Source organism: Mycobacterium basiliense (assembly GCF_900292015.1).
GTDB lineage: Bacteria > Actinomycetota > Actinomycetes > Mycobacteriales > Mycobacteriaceae > Mycobacterium > Mycobacterium basiliense.
Genome location: NZ_LR130759.1, coordinates 1,692,737 through 1,708,448, shown reverse-complemented (window position 1 = coordinate 1,708,448; position 15,712 = coordinate 1,692,737). Strand labels below are relative to the sequence as shown.

General features: G+C 64.6%; 14 protein-coding genes. 3 read left to right on the top strand and 11 right to left on the bottom strand.

Annotation, left to right across the window (positions count from 1 at the left end; all coding sequences use genetic code 11):
• Positions 1-47: 47 nt before the first annotated feature.
• Positions 48-566 carry an acetolactate synthase small subunit gene (ilvN, locus tag MB901379_RS07330; protein WP_158016008.1) on the bottom strand — a complete coding sequence of 173 codons (519 nt, stop codon included), beginning with the start codon at positions 564-566 and terminating at the stop codon, positions 48-50.
• Positions 566-2,422, bottom strand: a complete 1,857-nt coding sequence (locus MB901379_RS07325) for an acetolactate synthase large subunit (RefSeq protein WP_158016007.1) — start codon at positions 2,420-2,422, stop codon at positions 566-568. The genes ilvN and MB901379_RS07325 overlap by 1 nt, the downstream gene beginning before the upstream one ends.
• A 375-nt stretch (positions 2,423-2,797) precedes the next feature.
• On the opposite strand from MB901379_RS07325, the gene MB901379_RS07320 reads away from it, so the two are divergent.
• A complete protein-coding gene (locus tag MB901379_RS07320) occupies positions 2,798-3,136 on the top strand; it encodes a PH domain-containing protein (protein WP_158019020.1) in 339 nt (112 codons plus the stop codon).
• A 6-nt stretch (positions 3,137-3,142) separates the two neighbouring features.
• Here the strand turns inward: MB901379_RS07320 and MB901379_RS07315 are convergent, their stop codons facing one another.
• A complete protein-coding gene (locus MB901379_RS07315; protein ID WP_158016006.1) occupies positions 3,143-3,991 on the bottom strand; it encodes a DoxX family protein in 849 nt (282 codons plus the stop codon).
• Positions 3,992-4,219: 228 nt separating this feature from the next.
• On the opposite strand from MB901379_RS07315, the gene MB901379_RS07310 reads away from it, so the two are divergent.
• Positions 4,220-5,341: a PQQ-dependent sugar dehydrogenase gene (locus MB901379_RS07310; protein ID WP_158016005.1), complete on the top strand. Its 1,122-nt coding sequence runs from the start codon at positions 4,220-4,222 to the stop codon at positions 5,339-5,341.
• A 57-nt stretch (positions 5,342-5,398) separates the two neighbouring features.
• Here MB901379_RS07310 and MB901379_RS07305 read toward each other — a convergent pair whose 3' ends face one another.
• The 5 genes from MB901379_RS07305 to gatC form a co-directional block, all read right to left on the bottom strand.
• Positions 5,399-6,004, bottom strand: a complete 606-nt coding sequence (locus tag MB901379_RS07305) for a flavin reductase family protein (RefSeq protein ID WP_408632370.1) — start codon at positions 6,002-6,004, stop codon at positions 5,399-5,401.
• Between the two features lie 91 nt (positions 6,005-6,095).
• Positions 6,096-7,604, bottom strand: coding sequence for an Asp-tRNA(Asn)/Glu-tRNA(Gln) amidotransferase subunit GatB (gene gatB, locus MB901379_RS07300; protein ID WP_158016004.1), 1,509 nt, complete (start codon positions 7,602-7,604; stop codon positions 6,096-6,098).
• A 224-nt stretch (positions 7,605-7,828) separates the two neighbouring features.
• Positions 7,829-8,860 (bottom strand): ATP-dependent 6-phosphofructokinase, encoded by a 1,032-nt coding sequence (locus tag MB901379_RS07295; RefSeq protein WP_158016003.1) that lies wholly within the window; start codon positions 8,858-8,860, stop codon positions 7,829-7,831.
• 110 nt (positions 8,861-8,970) lie between these two features.
• Positions 8,971-10,452 (bottom strand): Asp-tRNA(Asn)/Glu-tRNA(Gln) amidotransferase subunit GatA, encoded by a 1,482-nt coding sequence (gene gatA / locus MB901379_RS07290; protein ID WP_158016002.1) that lies wholly within the window; start codon positions 10,450-10,452, stop codon positions 8,971-8,973.
• Positions 10,449-10,748 (bottom strand): Asp-tRNA(Asn)/Glu-tRNA(Gln) amidotransferase subunit GatC, encoded by a 300-nt coding sequence (gene gatC / locus MB901379_RS07285; RefSeq protein ID WP_158016001.1) that lies wholly within the window; start codon positions 10,746-10,748, stop codon positions 10,449-10,451. Before gatC ends, gatA begins: the two co-directional genes overlap by 4 nt.
• Before the next feature lie 156 nt (positions 10,749-10,904).
• Here gatC and MB901379_RS07280 point away from each other — a divergent pair, with 156 nt between their 5' ends.
• On the top strand, positions 10,905-11,561 hold the full coding sequence (locus MB901379_RS07280; RefSeq protein ID WP_158016000.1) for an ACT domain-containing protein: 657 nt from the start codon (positions 10,905-10,907) through the stop codon (positions 11,559-11,561).
• Here the strand turns inward: MB901379_RS07280 and MB901379_RS07275 are convergent.
• The 3 genes from MB901379_RS07275 to MB901379_RS07265 all read right to left on the bottom strand — a co-directional run bounded on the left by MB901379_RS07275 (position 11,558) and on the right by MB901379_RS07265 (position 15,658).
• Complete coding sequence (locus tag MB901379_RS07275) at positions 11,558-14,452, bottom strand: MMPL/RND family transporter (protein ID WP_158015999.1); 2,895 nt, start codon at positions 14,450-14,452, stop codon at positions 11,558-11,560. The two genes, MB901379_RS07280 and MB901379_RS07275, sit on opposite strands and share 4 nt — an antisense overlap.
• Positions 14,449-14,853 carry an MmpS family transport accessory protein gene (locus tag MB901379_RS07270; protein WP_158019018.1) on the bottom strand — a complete coding sequence of 135 codons (405 nt, stop codon included), beginning with the start codon at positions 14,851-14,853 and terminating at the stop codon, positions 14,449-14,451. The genes MB901379_RS07275 and MB901379_RS07270 overlap by 4 nt, the downstream gene beginning before the upstream one ends.
• 196 nt (positions 14,854-15,049) lie before the next feature.
• Complete coding sequence (locus MB901379_RS07265) at positions 15,050-15,658, bottom strand: TetR/AcrR family transcriptional regulator (RefSeq protein WP_158015998.1); 609 nt, start codon at positions 15,656-15,658, stop codon at positions 15,050-15,052.
• Between the last annotated feature and the right edge of the window lie 54 nt (positions 15,659-15,712).

Genomic DNA, 15,712 nt, shown 5'->3' with positions numbered 1-15,712 from the left:
CTAATGCCTCAACTGGCACGTGAATATCTCCTTTTTCTGCTTGCTAGCTACTTGGCCGTCCCGATACCGCGCGGGCCGCGGGACAACGACACCATCCCCGATTGGGCGATTTCCCGGATCCCGAACGGCTCCAACACCCGCAGTAGAGCCTCGAGCTTGCCGTGGTTTCCGGTGGCCTCGACGGTCAACGACTCCGGAGATACGTCAATGACGTTGGCACGGAATAGATTCACCGCCTCGATTACCTGACTTCGGGTACCCGCGTCGGCCCGAACCTTGATCAGGGCCAACTCCCGCGACACCGAGTTGTCATCCTCCTGCTCGACGATCTTGATGACGTTGATCAACTTGTTGAGCTGCTTGGTGATCTGCTCGAGCGGCGTCTCCTCGGCCGACACCACGATGGTCATCCGCGACATATCCTTCTGCTCGGTAGCCCCGACAGCCAACGACTCGATGTTGAAACCGCGCCGCGAAAACAGCGCCGCCACCCGCGCGAGCACGCCGGGTTTGTCTTCGACCAACACCGACAAAGTGTGCGTTCTTGGTGCGTTTCCGCTGCTCATCAGGCGTGCCCCTCACTAATGTCGTCAAACAGCGGGCGAATACCGCGAGCGGCCTGGATCTCGTCGTTGCTGGTGCCCGCGGCAACCATCGGCCAGACCTGCGCGTCGGCGCCGACGATGAAGTCGATCACGACCGGGCGGTCGGTGATGGCCCGGGCCTGGTTGATCGCGTCTGCGACGTCCTCTTCGCGCTCACAACGGATTCCGACACAACCGAGCGCCTCGGCCAGCTTCACGAAGTCCGGAATCCGGTGTGAGTGAGTTGCGAGGTCAGTCTGCGAGTAGCGCTCTGCATAGAACAGGCTCTGCCACTGCCGAACCATGCCCAGGTTGCCGTTGTTGATCAGCGCGACCTTGATCGGTATGCCCTCGATGGCGCAGGTGGCCAGCTCCTGGTTGGTCATCTGGAAGCATCCGTCGCCGTCGATGGCCCAGACCTCGGTGTCGGGCAACCCGAACTTGGCGCCCATGGCCGCCGGGATGGCAAACCCCATGGTGCCCAGGCCACCAGAGTTGAGCCAGGTGCGTGGTCGCTCGTACTTGATGAACTGCGCGGCCCACATCTGGTGCTGGCCGACGCCGGCGACGTAGACCGCCTCCGGGCCGGCGATCTCGCCCAGCTTCTCGATCACGTACTCCGGGCTCAGGCTGCCGTCGCTTTGCGGGCCGTAGCTGAGCGGATAGGTGGCCCGCACGCCGTCCAGATATGCCCACCAGTCGGTCATCTCGATGCTGCCGGGAATGTCGTAGTGGTGCAGCATGGCGATGATCTCGGTGATGACGGCCTGCACGTCACCCACGATCGGCACGTCGGCGTGCCGGTTCTTGCCGATCTCGGCCGGGTCGATGTCGGCGTGAATGACCTTGGCCTCCGGCGCGAAGGAGTCGAGCTTGCCGGTCACCCGATCGTCGAAGCGAGTGCCCAGCGCGATCAGCAGGTCACTGCGCTGCAGCGCCGCCACCGCAGTCACGGTGCCGTGCATGCCGGGCATGCCCAGGTTCTGTCGATGGCTGTCGGGAAACGCCCCGCGAGCCATCAAGGTGGTGACCACCGGGATTCCGGTCAGTTCGGCCAACTCCCGAAGCTGCTCGGTCGCCGCGCCGCGGATCACGCCGCCGCCCACGTACAGCACCGGCTTTCGCGCGGCCGCAATCAGCTTGGCGGCCTCGCGGATCTGCCGATTATGCGGCTTGGTGTTCGGCTTATAGCCGGGCAGATCCAGCTGCGGTGGCCAACTGAACGTGCATGGGCCTTGTAGGACGTCCTTGGGGATATCGACCAGCACGGCACCCGGGCGTCCCGACGCTGCAATATGGAAGGCCTCGGCCAGCACGCGGGGAATCTCGTCACCGGAGCGGACCAGGAAGTTGTGCTTGGTGATCGGCATCGTGATACCGGAGATATCGGCTTCCTGGAACGCATCGGTCCCGATCAACCCCCGACCAACCTGGCCAGTGATCGCGACCACCGGTATCGAGTCCATTTGCGCATCGGCTAGCGGCGTCACCAGATTGGTTGCGCCCGGACCCGAGGTCGCCATGCACACCCCCACCCGGCCGGTGACGTGCGCGTAGCCGCTGGCGGCGTGACCGGCGCCCTGCTCATGGCGGACCAGCACATGGCGCAGCTTCTGCGAGTCGAACAGCGGGTCATACACCGGCAGCACGGCACCGCCCGGAATCCCGAAGATGACCTCAACCCCAAGTTCCTCCAGCGATCGGATGACCGACTGTGCACCGGTAAGTTGCTGGGGTGCAATGCGTTTCGACTCTGCCGTTGGCGGCTTTGCGCCGTTGGCCACGCCGCGCGGCTCCGGCTTTGATGTCGGTGAGTGTGGCTTCGCTGGTGCGCTCACTGTCCTCTTAGTCCTCATTGCTCTGGAAGTCTCGATGTAGGCAACAAAAAACCCCCGTCAGCTCAGCTGCTGCACGAGGGTTGCGCGTTGGTGCTCGATTGACCTAGTCAGGCACCAACGCGCCGACCAAGTACTACGAGCATTCCGGGCTTTCCGGCGGTATCCATAGCGTCTGACGGTAGCCTTCGCACAGCTCAACCGTCAAATCCGGTGCTGCGGACGTGTGTCCACAGCCTTGCCGGGCGTTCAACGGCGCGGCCCCGCAACCCGGCACCGAGGCGCCCCGCGATGCGACGGTGGAATGATGCTCGGGTGGCTACCGGTTCGTCTGACCCAACCCCTGCCGGATCATCGCTGGTGATCAAGGTGTCGCCGATGGCGCACTTGGCCGTCGGATTCACCACTCTGGGTCTGCTCATACCCGTGCTGCTCTGGCCGCCAAGCGCCCCTTTGCTGCTCATCCCGGTCGCGCTATCAGCCCTCATCATCAGGCTGCGCACGGTTGCCGACGACCACGGAGTGCGGGTGCGGACGCTCTTGGGGAGTCAGACGGTGAGCTGGGATGACATCGAGGGCCTGCGGTTCCAGCGTGGCTCGTGGGCGCGCGCTCGGCTCAAAAACGGGTCTGAACTGCGATTGCCAGCGGTCACCTTCGCCACCTTGCCGCAGCTGACCGAGGCCAGCTCAGGGCGGGTCCCCAATCCCTACCGCTGAGGACGTTCAGCCGAGCGGGTTCACGCCGTTGAGCAACACCCAGACCGCAATTCCGGCGGCGACGCCGGCCAACAACGCGACAAATGACCCGATAAAGGGTCGGTGGGCCCAGCCCCGGCTCGCGTCGAGACCGTACCGGCCGGGCCCGCACAAGATGACGGCAATGGCCAGCACGACCAGGGTGATCTGGTACTCATGGCCATCCGGCAGAAAGTAGCTGAAGTGCGATCGCGGTCGAGCCGAGACCTCGGCCAGCAGACCATTGATCAGGAAAGCCAGCGCACCCGCGGCGGCCAGCGGGGTGAACAGCCCCAGCACCAGCAGCACTCCAGCGACGATCTCACCGCCGGCACTCACGTAGGCCAGGATGTCCGCGTGCTGGTAACCGACATCGGATAGCGAGTTCTTGAATCCATTGACACCCGATCCGCCCCACCAACCGAATAGCTTCTGCAGTCCGTGGGCGATCAGTACCACGCCCAGCCCGACACGCAAGATCAACAAACCCAGATTCTGGGTGCCGCGCCGGCCGGTGGTGCGCGCTCGCTCGTCGTCCTCGTCGATGTCGATCACGCCAGATGCCGCCGGAATCTGCCGCCCCGCCGCATGGGGCTGGACGTAAGGCAATGGTTCCTGCGCGTCGACCAGGTTGTATCCCGAGCTGATCGCGCCGGAGTTGGCCGGATCGTACGGCGGGATGACGGTGGTGGTTCCGGTGTTCCCAAAGTCGCCCGAATACCCGGCCGGGGTCAAGTCGTCTTCGGGGTCGACCAGGCTCGCCGAGACGGGCCGTCCCGGCGTAGGCCCAGGGGAATCGTCGGGCCGCTGCCAATGTGAGTCATTCGAACTGGTCACTCGTGTCAGGGTAAGGGCATTTAGACCTGAATTGGGGATTTGAGCGGCGCTTTCGCCTGTTTAAATCCGCACTTCGCCCCTACTGGCCCGCCAAACGCGCCAAATCGGCCCTCTGCTGAGCCGCCGGCAGTGATCGCGGCACCTTCGATGGGCTCCCCCCGCGTGCGGAGAGGGCGCGTCGTGGTGGCCGGTGGCGGCGGTAGCGACAATGTCCGTAGCCTGTCGGTCATGCGGATACGGCGGTCGGTTCGATGCGCGCTCGCTGGTGTGTGTGCAGCGGTGCTGGTATCGAGCGGCTGCGCACGGTTCAACGACGCCCAGTCGCAGCCCTTTACCACCAATCCCGAGCTTCGTCCCATGCCCAGCTCGACACCACCCCCGCCACCACCGCTGCCGCCGACGCCATTTCCCAAGGTGTGCCCGGCCCCGGGCGTGATGCAGGGCTGCCTGGAAAGCACCAGCGGTCTGATCATGGGGCTCGACAGCAAGTCGGCGCTGGTAGCCGAGCGCACTACGGGTGCCGTCAAGGAGATCTCGGTCAGCGCCGAGCCCAAGGTCAAAACCGTCATCCCCGTCGACCCGGCCGGTGATGGTGGCCTGCTGGACATCGTGTTGTCGCCCACCTACTCACAGGACCGACTGATGTACGCCTACATCAGTACGCCCACCGATAACCGGGTCATCCGCATTGCCGACGACGACGTCCCGAAGGACATCTTGACCGGGATTCCCAAGGGCGCCACCGGAAACGCCGGCGCATTGATCTTCACCAGCCCCACCACGTTGGTCGTGATGACCGGCGATGCCGGCAATCCTGCGCTAGCAGCCGATCCCAATTCGCTGGCCGGGAAGGTCCTGCGGATCGAACAGCCCACCACCATCGGGCAAGCGCCACCGACGACGGCACTCACCGGCATCGGCGCCGGCGGTGGTTTGTGTATCGATCCCGTTGACGGCTCCCTGTATGTGGCCGACCGCACGCCCAGCGCCGACCGGTTGCAGCGCATCACCAGGAAATCGGAGGTTTCCACGGTTTGGACCTGGCCGGACAAGCCGGGCGTGGCCGGGTGTGCGGCGATGGACGGCACCGTGCTGGTCAACTTGATCAACACCAAGTTGACGGTGGCGGTGCGGCTGGCGCCGTCGACCGGTGCGGTCACCGGTGAACCCGACGTTGTCCGCAAAGACACGCATGCCCATGCCTGGGCGTTGAAGATGTCACCCGACGGCAATGTCTGGGGTGCAACGGTCAACCGGACCGCGGGTGATGCGGAAAAGCTCGACGACGTGGTGTTTCCGTTGTTCCCGCAGGGCGGCGGATTCCCGCGCAACAACGACGACAAGACTTGACCTCGCCGTGGCCGGCCGTGGCTGGTTTCGGCTGGTTGTGTCCCGCCGTTCCGGGGGTCACGGCACGTCGAGGGTGAACCGCAATACGCCGTATCGGCGCAACCGGTCACGCTGCTCGTGGTCGGCGACCGGAGGTGGCGCCTCGTGGCTCGAGTCGAGATCGTCAACGTCGGAGAGGTAGAGCAGTTCTTCGGAGCTTTCGGGGGCCCAGACGCTGATGGGCTGCAGCAGGTAGCACACATGGTCCCCGACATCACTGCGACTGACTACCTTGCCGACGAACCAGGCGAGCGCGTCGTCGAGGATCGGCATTCCGTAGGGGCCGGCGCGCCAGGTGCAGCGCGTGAACTTGCTGATTTGGTCATCCGTGTGGCCGCCGAATAGCTCAGCCAGGGCGCGCTGGCGGCGCGACAAGACGTGCACCGCGACGTGCTCGGAACGACTGGCTACCTCGACAACGTGGTCGCTTCTGAGCATGCCAACCATGAAACTCGGGGGCTGCACGCTCGTTTGGGTGGCGAAACTGACCAGGCAGCCGGCTGGCTGAGCGTCGGCCTGAGTTGTCACCACGAACACCGGTGAGTCCAGCATCGTCATCAGGTCATCGAATAGCTCATCGATCACATCAACATCATGAATCGACATGACGCCCCGCGCCGCCATTTCCGCACGATCACTCAGCAAGTTCACACGTGAACCGCACCATCCTGGACGCGACCGCTGCGCGCTCTAACCGCTCGCCGGGTGGCCGCCGCTAGTCTTGACCGCAGGCCGCCAACACCAATTCGCGCACCCGGGCCGCGTCAGCCTGGCCACGGGTGGCCTTCATCACCGCACCGACGATGGCGCCCGCAGCCGCGACCTTGCCGCCGCGAATCTTTTCCGCCACATCCGGATTGGCGGCCAGGGCCTCATCAACCGCCGCCTGGGTCAGCGAGTCGTCGCGGACCAGTGCCAGGCCGCGAGCGGTCATCACCTGCTCGGGTTCACCTTCGCCGGTCAGCACACCCTCCACCACCTCACGGGCCAGCTTGTTCGACAGCTTGCCGCTGTCGACCAATGCCACCACGGCCGCGACCTGGGCAGGGGTGATGGCCAGTTCGTCCAGTCCGATGCCGGCCTCGTTGGCCTTTTGCACCAGAAAATTTCCCCACCAGGAGCGCGCCTCCTTGCTGGACGCGCCGTGTTTGACCGTCGCAGCCACCAATTCGACCGCACCCGCATTGACCAGGTCACGCATCACCTCGTCGGAAATGCCCCATTCTTGCTGAATCCGCTTGCGGCTCAACCACGGCAACTCGGGGATGGTGCGGCGAAGTTCGTCGACCAACTCACGGCTGGGTGCGACGGGCTCGAGGTCCGGCTCGGGGAAGTATCGATAGTCTTGTGCGGTTTCCTTGGCGCGACCGGGGCTCGTGTAACCCGCCTCGTGAAAGTGTCTGGTCTCCTGGGTGATTTGTCCGCCGGAGACCAAGATCGCGGCTTGACGCTGCATTTCGTAACGGACCGCCACCTCGACGCTCTTGAGCGAGTTGACGTTCTTGGTCTCCGTTCGAGTGCCGAATTCCGTTGCTCCGGTGGGCTTTAGGGACACGTTAGCGTCGCAGCGCAGCGAACCCTGGTCCATCCGCACATCGGAGACGTCCAGGGCGCGCAACAAGTCCCGCAACGCCGTCACATAGGCCCGGGCTACCTGCGGTGCCCTCGCGCCAGCGCCTTCGATGGGCTTGGTGACGATTTCGATCAGCGGCACGCCGGCACGGTTGTAATCGATCAGCGACGTCGTCGCGCCATGGATACGGCCGGTTTCGCTGCCGATGTGAGTAAGTTTGCCGGTGTCTTCCTCCATGTGCGCGCGCTCGATCTCGACCCGCCACGTGGTGCCATCCTCCAGCGGCGCTTCCAGGTACCCGTTGATCGCGATCGGCTCGTCGTATTGCGAAATCTGGTAGTTCTTCGGCATGTCCGGGTAGAAGTAGTTCTTCCGGGCGAAGCGACACCAGGGAACGATCTCACAGTTCAGTGCCAACCCGATGCGGATGGCGGACTCGACTGCGACCCGATTGAGTACCGGCAGCGAACCGGGCAGGCCCAGGCAAACCGGGCATACCTGCGTGTTGGGCTTGGCACCGAATGCGGTGGCGCAGCCGCAGAACATCTTGGTCGCGGTGGACAGCTCAACGTGTACCTCGAGGCCCAGCACCGGATCGAAACGTTCGATGACCTCGTCATAATCCAGCAGGTCAGCCCTAGCAACCGTCATGCCGTCCGATCCTAGTGGTGGTCGCCAGACCGGCGAAGCCGGGCGAAGCGGGCCACCACCAACCAGGCCCGTGGTGGTCGCCAGACCGGCGAAGCCGGGCGAAGCGGGCCACCACCAACCAGGCCCGTGGTGGTCGCCAGACCGGCGAAGCCGGGCGAAGCGGGCCACCACCAACCAGGCCCGTGGTGGTCGCCAGACCGGCGAAGCCGGGCGAAGCGGGCCGGTCAGCCGAAGAAGGCGGCCGCGTCGTCGTAGCGGCTTTGGGGCACCAGTTTGAGCTGACGGACGGCATCTGCCAGCGCAACGCGGCCGATGTCCTGTCCGCGCAGCGACACCATCTGGCCGTACTCGCCGGCATGCGCGGCGTCAGCGGCGTTGACCCCGAACCGGGTGGCCAGCACCCGGTCGTAAGCCGTGGGCGTCCCACCCCGCTGCACATGGCCCAGCACAGTAACTCGGACGTCCTTGTTGATCCGCTTTTCCACCTCCCAGCCGAGTTGGGCGGCGACACCGGTGAAACGCTCGTGTCCGAACTCATCAAGTCCGCCCTCGCGCAACTGCATCGAACCCGAGACGGGCTTGGCTCCTTCGGCCACCACGCAAATGAAGTGCGAATCGCCACGCTGGAACCGCTGTTTGACGAGCCGGCATACCTCTTCGATGTCGAAGGGCTGCTCGGGGATCAGCGTCATGTGCGCGCCCGATGCCAGCCCGGAGTTCAACGCTATCCAGCCCGCATGCCTGCCCATCACTTCCACCAGCATCACCCGCTGGTGGGACTCGGCGGTGCTGTGCAGCCGGTCGATCGCCTCGGTTGCCACGGTCAACGCGGTGTCGTGGCCGAAAGTCACGTCGGTGCAGTCGATGTCGTTGTCGATGGTCTTGGGGACCCCGACCACGGGTACGTTCTCCTCCGACAGCCAGTGCGCGGCGGTCAGCGTGCCCTCGCCGCCGATCGGTATGAGCACGTCAATGCCGTTGTCATCCAACGTCTGTTTGATCTGCGGCAACCCGGCCCGCAATTTATCGGGGTGCACACGGGCGGTTCCCAACATCGTTCCGCCCTTGGCCAGCAGCCGGTCATTACGGTCGTCGTTGCGTAGCTGCAGCCGCCGATTCTCCAGCAACCCGCGCCACCCGTCTTGAAATCCGACCACCGATGAGCCGTACCGGGCGTCGCAGGTGCGCACCACCGCCCGGATTACCGCATTCAGCCCTGGACAGTCGCCGCCTCCCGTGAGAACTCCAATCCGCATGCCCTCATCTTGCCTGGGGCGACGCCCAATGGCGCGAGCAGACGCAAAATCGCATCAAGGCCGAGCCTTTTGTGCGATTTTGCGTCTGCTCGCGCAACTAGCTCGCGCAACTAGAGTGCGCTCGGGAGCGGGCCGCGGGCGGTCTCGTAGGCAGCGCCCACCCGGTAGAGCCGGTCGTCGGCCATGGCGGGCGCCATGATCTGCAGCCCCACCGGCAGCCCGTCATCCGGAGACAATCCCGATGGCACCGACATGCCGCAGTGACCGGCCAGGTTGAGCGGCAAGGTGCACAGGTCGAACAAGTACATCGCCAGCGGATCGTCGACCTTTTCCCCAAGCGGGAACGCGGTGGTCGGGGTCGCCGGCGAGACCAACACGTCGACCGATTGATAGGCCTCGTCCAGATCGCGCGCGATCAGGGTGCGCACCTTCTGCGCCTGGTTGTAGTAGGCGTCGTAATAGCCTGCCGATAACGCGTACGCGCCGATCATGATGCGCCGCTTGACCTCCGGACCGAAACCGGCTGCCCGCGTCAGCGCCATCACTTCTTCGGCACTATGGGTTCCGTCATCGCCGACCCGAAGCCCGTAGCGCATCGCGTCGAAGCGCGCCAGGTTGCTCGACACCTCCGACGGCAAGATGAGGTAGTAGGCGGCCAGCGCGTGATCGAAGTGCGGACAGTCGACTTCGCTCACTTCGGCACCGAGCGTGGTCAGTTGTTCCACGGCGGCCTGAAACGACGCCAGCACGCCGGATTGGTAGCCCTCACCCCGGAGCTGCTTGACCACCCCGATCCGCACCCCCCGCAGATTGCCGGCGGCACCGGCCTGGGCCGCACCGACCACATCTGGTATCGCGGCGGCTATGGACGTGGAGTCGCGTGGGTCGTGGCCGGCGATCACCTGGTGCAGCAGCGCGGTGTCCAGGACGGTGCGCGCACAGGGGCCACCCTGATCCAGGGAGGATGCACACGCCACCAGCCCATAGCGGGACACGGTGCCGTAGGTGGGTTTGACTCCGACGGTTGCGGTGAGCGCGGCCGGCTGGCGGATCGAGCCCCCCGTATCGGATCCGATGGCCAGCGGTGCCTGATATGCGGCCAGCGCCGCGGCGCTGCCGCCGCCGGAGCCTCCGGGTACCCGTTCGACGTTCCACGGGTTGCGGGTCGGGCCGAAGGCAGAGTTTTCGGTCGACGAGCCCATCGCGAATTCGTCCATATTGGTCTTGCCCAAGATCGGGATCCCGGCCGCCCGCAAGCGCACGGTGACGGTGGCGTCATAAGGCGATCGCCAGCCCTCCAGGATCTTGGATCCGCAGGTGGTGGGCATGTCGATCGTGGTGAAGACGTCCTTGAGGGCCAGCGGCACTCCGGCCAATGCGGATGGCAACCGCTCACCCGCGGCCACCGCCTCGTCGACCACGGCTGCCGCCGCCAGCGCCTCATGGGCCGCCACATGCAGAAAGGCGCTGTACCTGTCGTCGGTTGCCGCGATCTGGTCCAGGCACGCCTGGGTGACCTCGACGGACGACAACTCTCGGCCGGCGATCTTGGCGGCCAACGTGGCAGCGTCGGATCGGATGATCTCGTTCACTCGCTGTCCCCCAAGATCTGCGGGACCGCGAACCGGCCTTCGGCCGTCGCCGGGGCCGCGGCCAGCGCTTCTTCCTGTGTCAGGCACGCAGCGATCTCGTCCACGCGCATAACGTTGACGTCCTTGAGCGGATTATCGGTGGCTTCGACGCCGGTGACATCGACGGCCTGGATCTGGCTGACGTGGGTCAGGATGGCGTCCAGTTGGCCGGCAAAGCTGTCCAGCTCGCTTTCGGTCAAGGCTAGACGGGCAAGTCGGGCTAGATGGGCCACCTCATCGCGGGAGATCTGGGACACGAGCGAAAAGCCTAACCGCGCGCTTGGGGCCGGCTTCACGCCCGTCACTCATTGGGCTGCCGGCGGCGCGCGTGTGCCGCCAACCCGACCCTGGTGTGGCCTTTATCAGGCCCCGCCGAAATGCCACCGGTGCATCACTGTGTAACAGTGTTGGCCGTGCCTTCGTATCTGTTGCGCATCGAGCTGGTCGACCGACCCGGCAGCTTGGGTTCGCTGGCGGTCGCGCTCGGCTCGGTGGGCGCCGACATTCTGTCGCTCGACGTGGTCGAGCGCAGCAATGGATACGCCATTGACGATCTGGTGGTCGAGCTGCCCCCGGGAGCGATGCCGGACACCCTGATCACCGCCGCGGAGTCACTCAACGGCGTCCGAGTGGACAGCGTGCGTCCGCACACCGGGCTGCTGGAAGCACACCGCGAGCTCGAGCTGCTTGATCATGTCGCAGCGGCTCGCGATAACACGTCGCGGCTGCAGGTTCTGGCCAACGAGGCTCCCAGGGTGCTGCGCGTGAGCTGGTGCACCATATTGCGCAGCTCGGAAGGCACCTTGCTCCGTCTGGCCGGCAGCCCGGGCGCGCCGGAAACCCGCGCCGACTCCGCGCCCTGGCTACCGATCGAGCGCGCCGCCCCACTCGATGGCGGCGCCGACTGGGTGCCGCAAGCGTGGCGGGATATGGACACCACCATGGTGGCCGCGCCGCTGGGCGACCCGCACACGGCGGTGGTGCTGGGACGTACCGGCCCGGAATTCCGGCCCTCGGAGGTGGCCCGGCTGGGCTATCTGGCCGGGATCGTGGCGACCATGCTGCGCTAGTTCGCGGAGGTCACGGCCGGGTCGTCGTCTTCCCACAGCAACAGTTGACGAACGGCCGGCCGCGGCCCGTAGGGACGAAGCATTTGGCTGGCGGGACGGGGGCGCACCCGCTGGGGCCACCAGAACCAGCGACCGAGAAGCGTTGCCACCGACGGTGTCATGAATGAACGCACGATCAGCGTGTCGAACAGCAGGCCCAGTCCGATGGTGGTTCCTATCTGACCAAGCACCTGAAAACCACTGAACACGAAGGCGCACATGGTCACGGCGAACACCAGGCCGGCCGACGTGACGACCGAGCCCGAGCCGGCCATGGCACGAATGATGCCGGTCTTGAGTCCGGCGCCGATTTCCTCCCGGAACCGGGAGACCAAGAGCAGGTTGTAGTCGGACCCCACCGCCAAAAGTAGGATCACGGCCAGCGCCAGCACCACCCAGTACAGCTTGATGCCAAAGATGTACTGCCAGACCAGCACCGAAAGCCCGAACGAAGCGCCCAGTGACAGCGCTACCGTGCCCACGATGACAAGTGCGGCAACCAGGCTTCGCGTGAGGATCATCATGATCAGCAAGATCAGGCCGAGTGCGGCTATTGCGACGATCATCAGGTCGTACTTGGCGCCATCTTGGATGTCGTAGTAGGTTGCCGCGGTGCCCCCGAGATAAAACCGCGCGTCGCTCATGGGGGTGCCCTTGACGGCTTCGTGGGCGGCCTTTTTAATCGGCTCGATGTGTGAGATCCCCTCAGGGGTCGCCGGATCCCCTTCGTGGGTGATGATCATACGAGCCGCCTTGCCGTCCGGCGACAGGAACAATTTCAGACCGCGTTTGAAATCGGGGTTGTTGAACACCTCGGGCGGCAGGTAGAAGGTGTCGTCGTTTTTTGCGGTGTCGAAGGCGCGTCCCAGCGCCGTCGCGTTCTCGATCGCCGCAGCGGTCTGGGCATAGATGCCGGACAGGGTCGCGTAGTTCGCCATGATCAGGTCCCGGTTGGTCTCTTGGCTGGCGATCTGGGGCGGGATCAACCCGACCAGTCTGGGTTGGAGGGCGTCGAGTCTGTCCAGGGTCGCGGTGAGGTCTTCGAACTTCGCTGTGAGCTGGTCGATACCGTCGAGCGCGTCGTAGATCGATCGCAGCGCAAAGCAGACCGGTATGTCGTAACAATGCTTTTCCCAATAGAAATAGCTGCGAATCGGCCGGAAGAAGTCGTCGAAATTGGCGATCTTGTCGCGCAGATCTTTCATGGTGGCGATCGTGTCGTGAAAACCCTCGGCCTCACTGTGGGTGGTGGCCGCCAGCTCCTGTTGGAGAGCGTATTGCTGTTGCAGAATGTCGATCGTCTTCGACAATTCGCGGGCCTGCGTTTGCAAGTCGTTCGCGCGATCTCGTTGGTAGGTCAGGTTTTCGATCTGATTGGCGCTTTGCGCGCTGATCTGAAAAGCCAGCGAACTGTGGTCGAGCGGGGTGCCCAGTGGCCTGGTGATCGACTGCACCTGCGCGATGCCGGGCACGTGAAAGACCGCTCTGGCCACCCTGTCCAGGATGAGCATGTCGGCTGGGTTGCGCAGGTCGCGATCCGTTTCGATCATCAGCAGCTCGGGCTCCAACCGGGACCGAGAGAAGTGCCGCTCCGCGGCCGCATACCCAACATTGGCGGGCGCACTTGCCGGCATGTAGGGGCGGGTGTCATAACTCGTCTTGTATCCCGGCAGAGCCAGCAAACCCACCAGGGCCAACCCGCACGCGACCGTGAGAACCGGTCCGGGCCAGCGGACGATAGCGGTTCCGATCCGCCGCCATCCGCGGGTTCTCATCGCGCGTTTGGGCTCGAAGAGCCCAAACGCCGAGCCCAAGGTCAGCACCGCCGGACCCAGGGTGAGCGCGGCTAGCAACGCCACCAGAATGCCCAGTGCTGCCGGCACACCCAGGCTGTGGAAGTACGGCAATCGAGTAAAGCTCAGACATGCCACCGCACCGGCAACCGTCAGCCCCGAACCCAGCACGACGTGGGCGGTTCCGCGAAACATCGTGTAGAAGGCCGTTTCTCGTTCCTCGCCGGCACCGCGCGCTTCTTGATAGCGGCCGACGACGAATATCGCGTAGTCAGTTCCGGCGGCGATAACCAGCAACGTGAGCAGATTCGTTGCGTACGTTGACAGCCCGATGATCCCGGCATTGCCCAGATACGCGACGATTCCTCGAGCGGTGGCCATCTCGATGAGAACCGTGACGAGCACCAAGATCATGGTGAAAAACGAGCGGTAGACGAACAGCAGCATCAATGCGATCACCCCGACCGTTATCGAGGTGACCCTGGCCGTCCCGTTGCTACCCACCTCGAACTGATCGGCGATGATGGGTGCGGGCCCGGTGACATAGGCCTTGATGCCCGGCGGGGCTTGCGTATGTTCGACGATGTTGCGGACGGCCTCGACGGACTCGTTGGCCTGCGCCGAACCCAGGTTGCCGCGCAGGTACACCTGAACATAGGCGGCCTTGCCGTCGGCGCTCTGCGCTCCGGCGGCGGTCAACGTGTCACCCCAGAAATCCTGAATGTGCTCGACGTGCTTGGTATCCCGCTCGAGCTGGTGGATCAAGGTGTCGTAGAACCGGTGGGCGTCGGCTTCCAGTGGCTTGTCACCTTCGAGCACAACCATGGCCGCGCTGTCGGAGTCAAATTCGCCGAACACCTGCCCGATACGCTTGGTCGCCTGCAACGACGGGGCATCGGGCGAATTCATCGCCACATTGTGGGTTCTGCCGACCTCCTCCAGTTGCGGTACCAACGCGTTGGTAACCGCGGCCATCGCGATCCACAACAGCAGGATGGGCACCGCAAGCCGGCGGATCGTGCGCGGGATCCGAGGCGGCGCGGATTGCTGATCACTCATCCGGACTTGTCCAGACAGAAGGTGTAGGCCGACGGCGTGTTCACCGTGCGTTCGTCCTTGACTTCTCCGTTGACAGTGATGCGGCAGCCGATGGTGTCGCCGTTGCCCTGGGCCACCACATTGCCGACGACCGCCGGTTGCGTGGTGGTGATGGTGAACGACCAGGGCAGCGGCGCGTCGACGACTTTCTGCGGCTGGGCGTTCACATCGAGGTAGTTGATGGTTGCCACCGCACCCGGTGCGCCGAAGACCTCCAGAACCACGTGCTTGGGATTGAACGGGACGATCTCATTGGAAATGCCGTCGGCGCCCGAAGCATCGTTGCGCGAACCGAAGATGCCGTGCAGGCGATAGATCGCAAATCCCGCGATCGCGACCACAGCCACCGCGACTACCACCATCCACCCCCGCTTGACAAGGGTCGATACCGAAATCTCCTTCACCCATTGGCCTTTCGATGACCGTCCGCGATGGCCGCACTGGTGGCAGCCCTGCTTGGAGTGCGCTCGATTGTTACGAGAGTACGGTACCGGACCGTACTATACAAGAGACGTGCGCGTACACTTTCCGCCGTTCCGGCAAAGGTCCGGGCAATCCCTACCCGTTGCATCGGCACAACCCCGGCAAGAGGAAGTCGTCGACCAGAAGCTGCACGGTACGACGGGTGGGCGGCCGGTTGGGGATGATGGAGCGAAAGATCAGGTACCCGGGCAACAGGTCCCAGAGTTCGTCGGTAACGGCCGCCTCAGCGATCTCACCGCGGTCGACGGCCTGTTGCAGAATGTGCTGAATCAAGGCCCTGCGTTGATCGACAAACTGATGCTGCATGGCGTCGCCGAGGGCCGGGTGGCGCGACACCTCAACGAGCACCGCACGGATGGTGGAGGCCTGTTGGTGTGCCTGCTGGCAGATGATTTCGCCAAGCTTGACTAGATCACCCCGCAGCGTGCCGGTATTCGGTGGCACCGCGACCTGACGTACCCCTTCGATGAATGCGGCCAGCACCAATTCGGCTTTCGAACGCCAGCGACGGTACACCGTGGCCTTGCTGGCTCGGGCGGTATTGGCCACCGCGTCCACCGTTAACCGGTCATAGCCGTGTTCCTGCAACAGCTGCAGCGTCACCGCAAGCAACTCGGCCTCGCGGGGTGACCACGGCGATGCGTCCGCGGGCCGGTCGGCAGTCTGGGTCATAGCGCATACCATAGGGCCACCGGGGCGCTACCGGTAATGCCCCACCGGCCCACAGTTCGCCCTGAC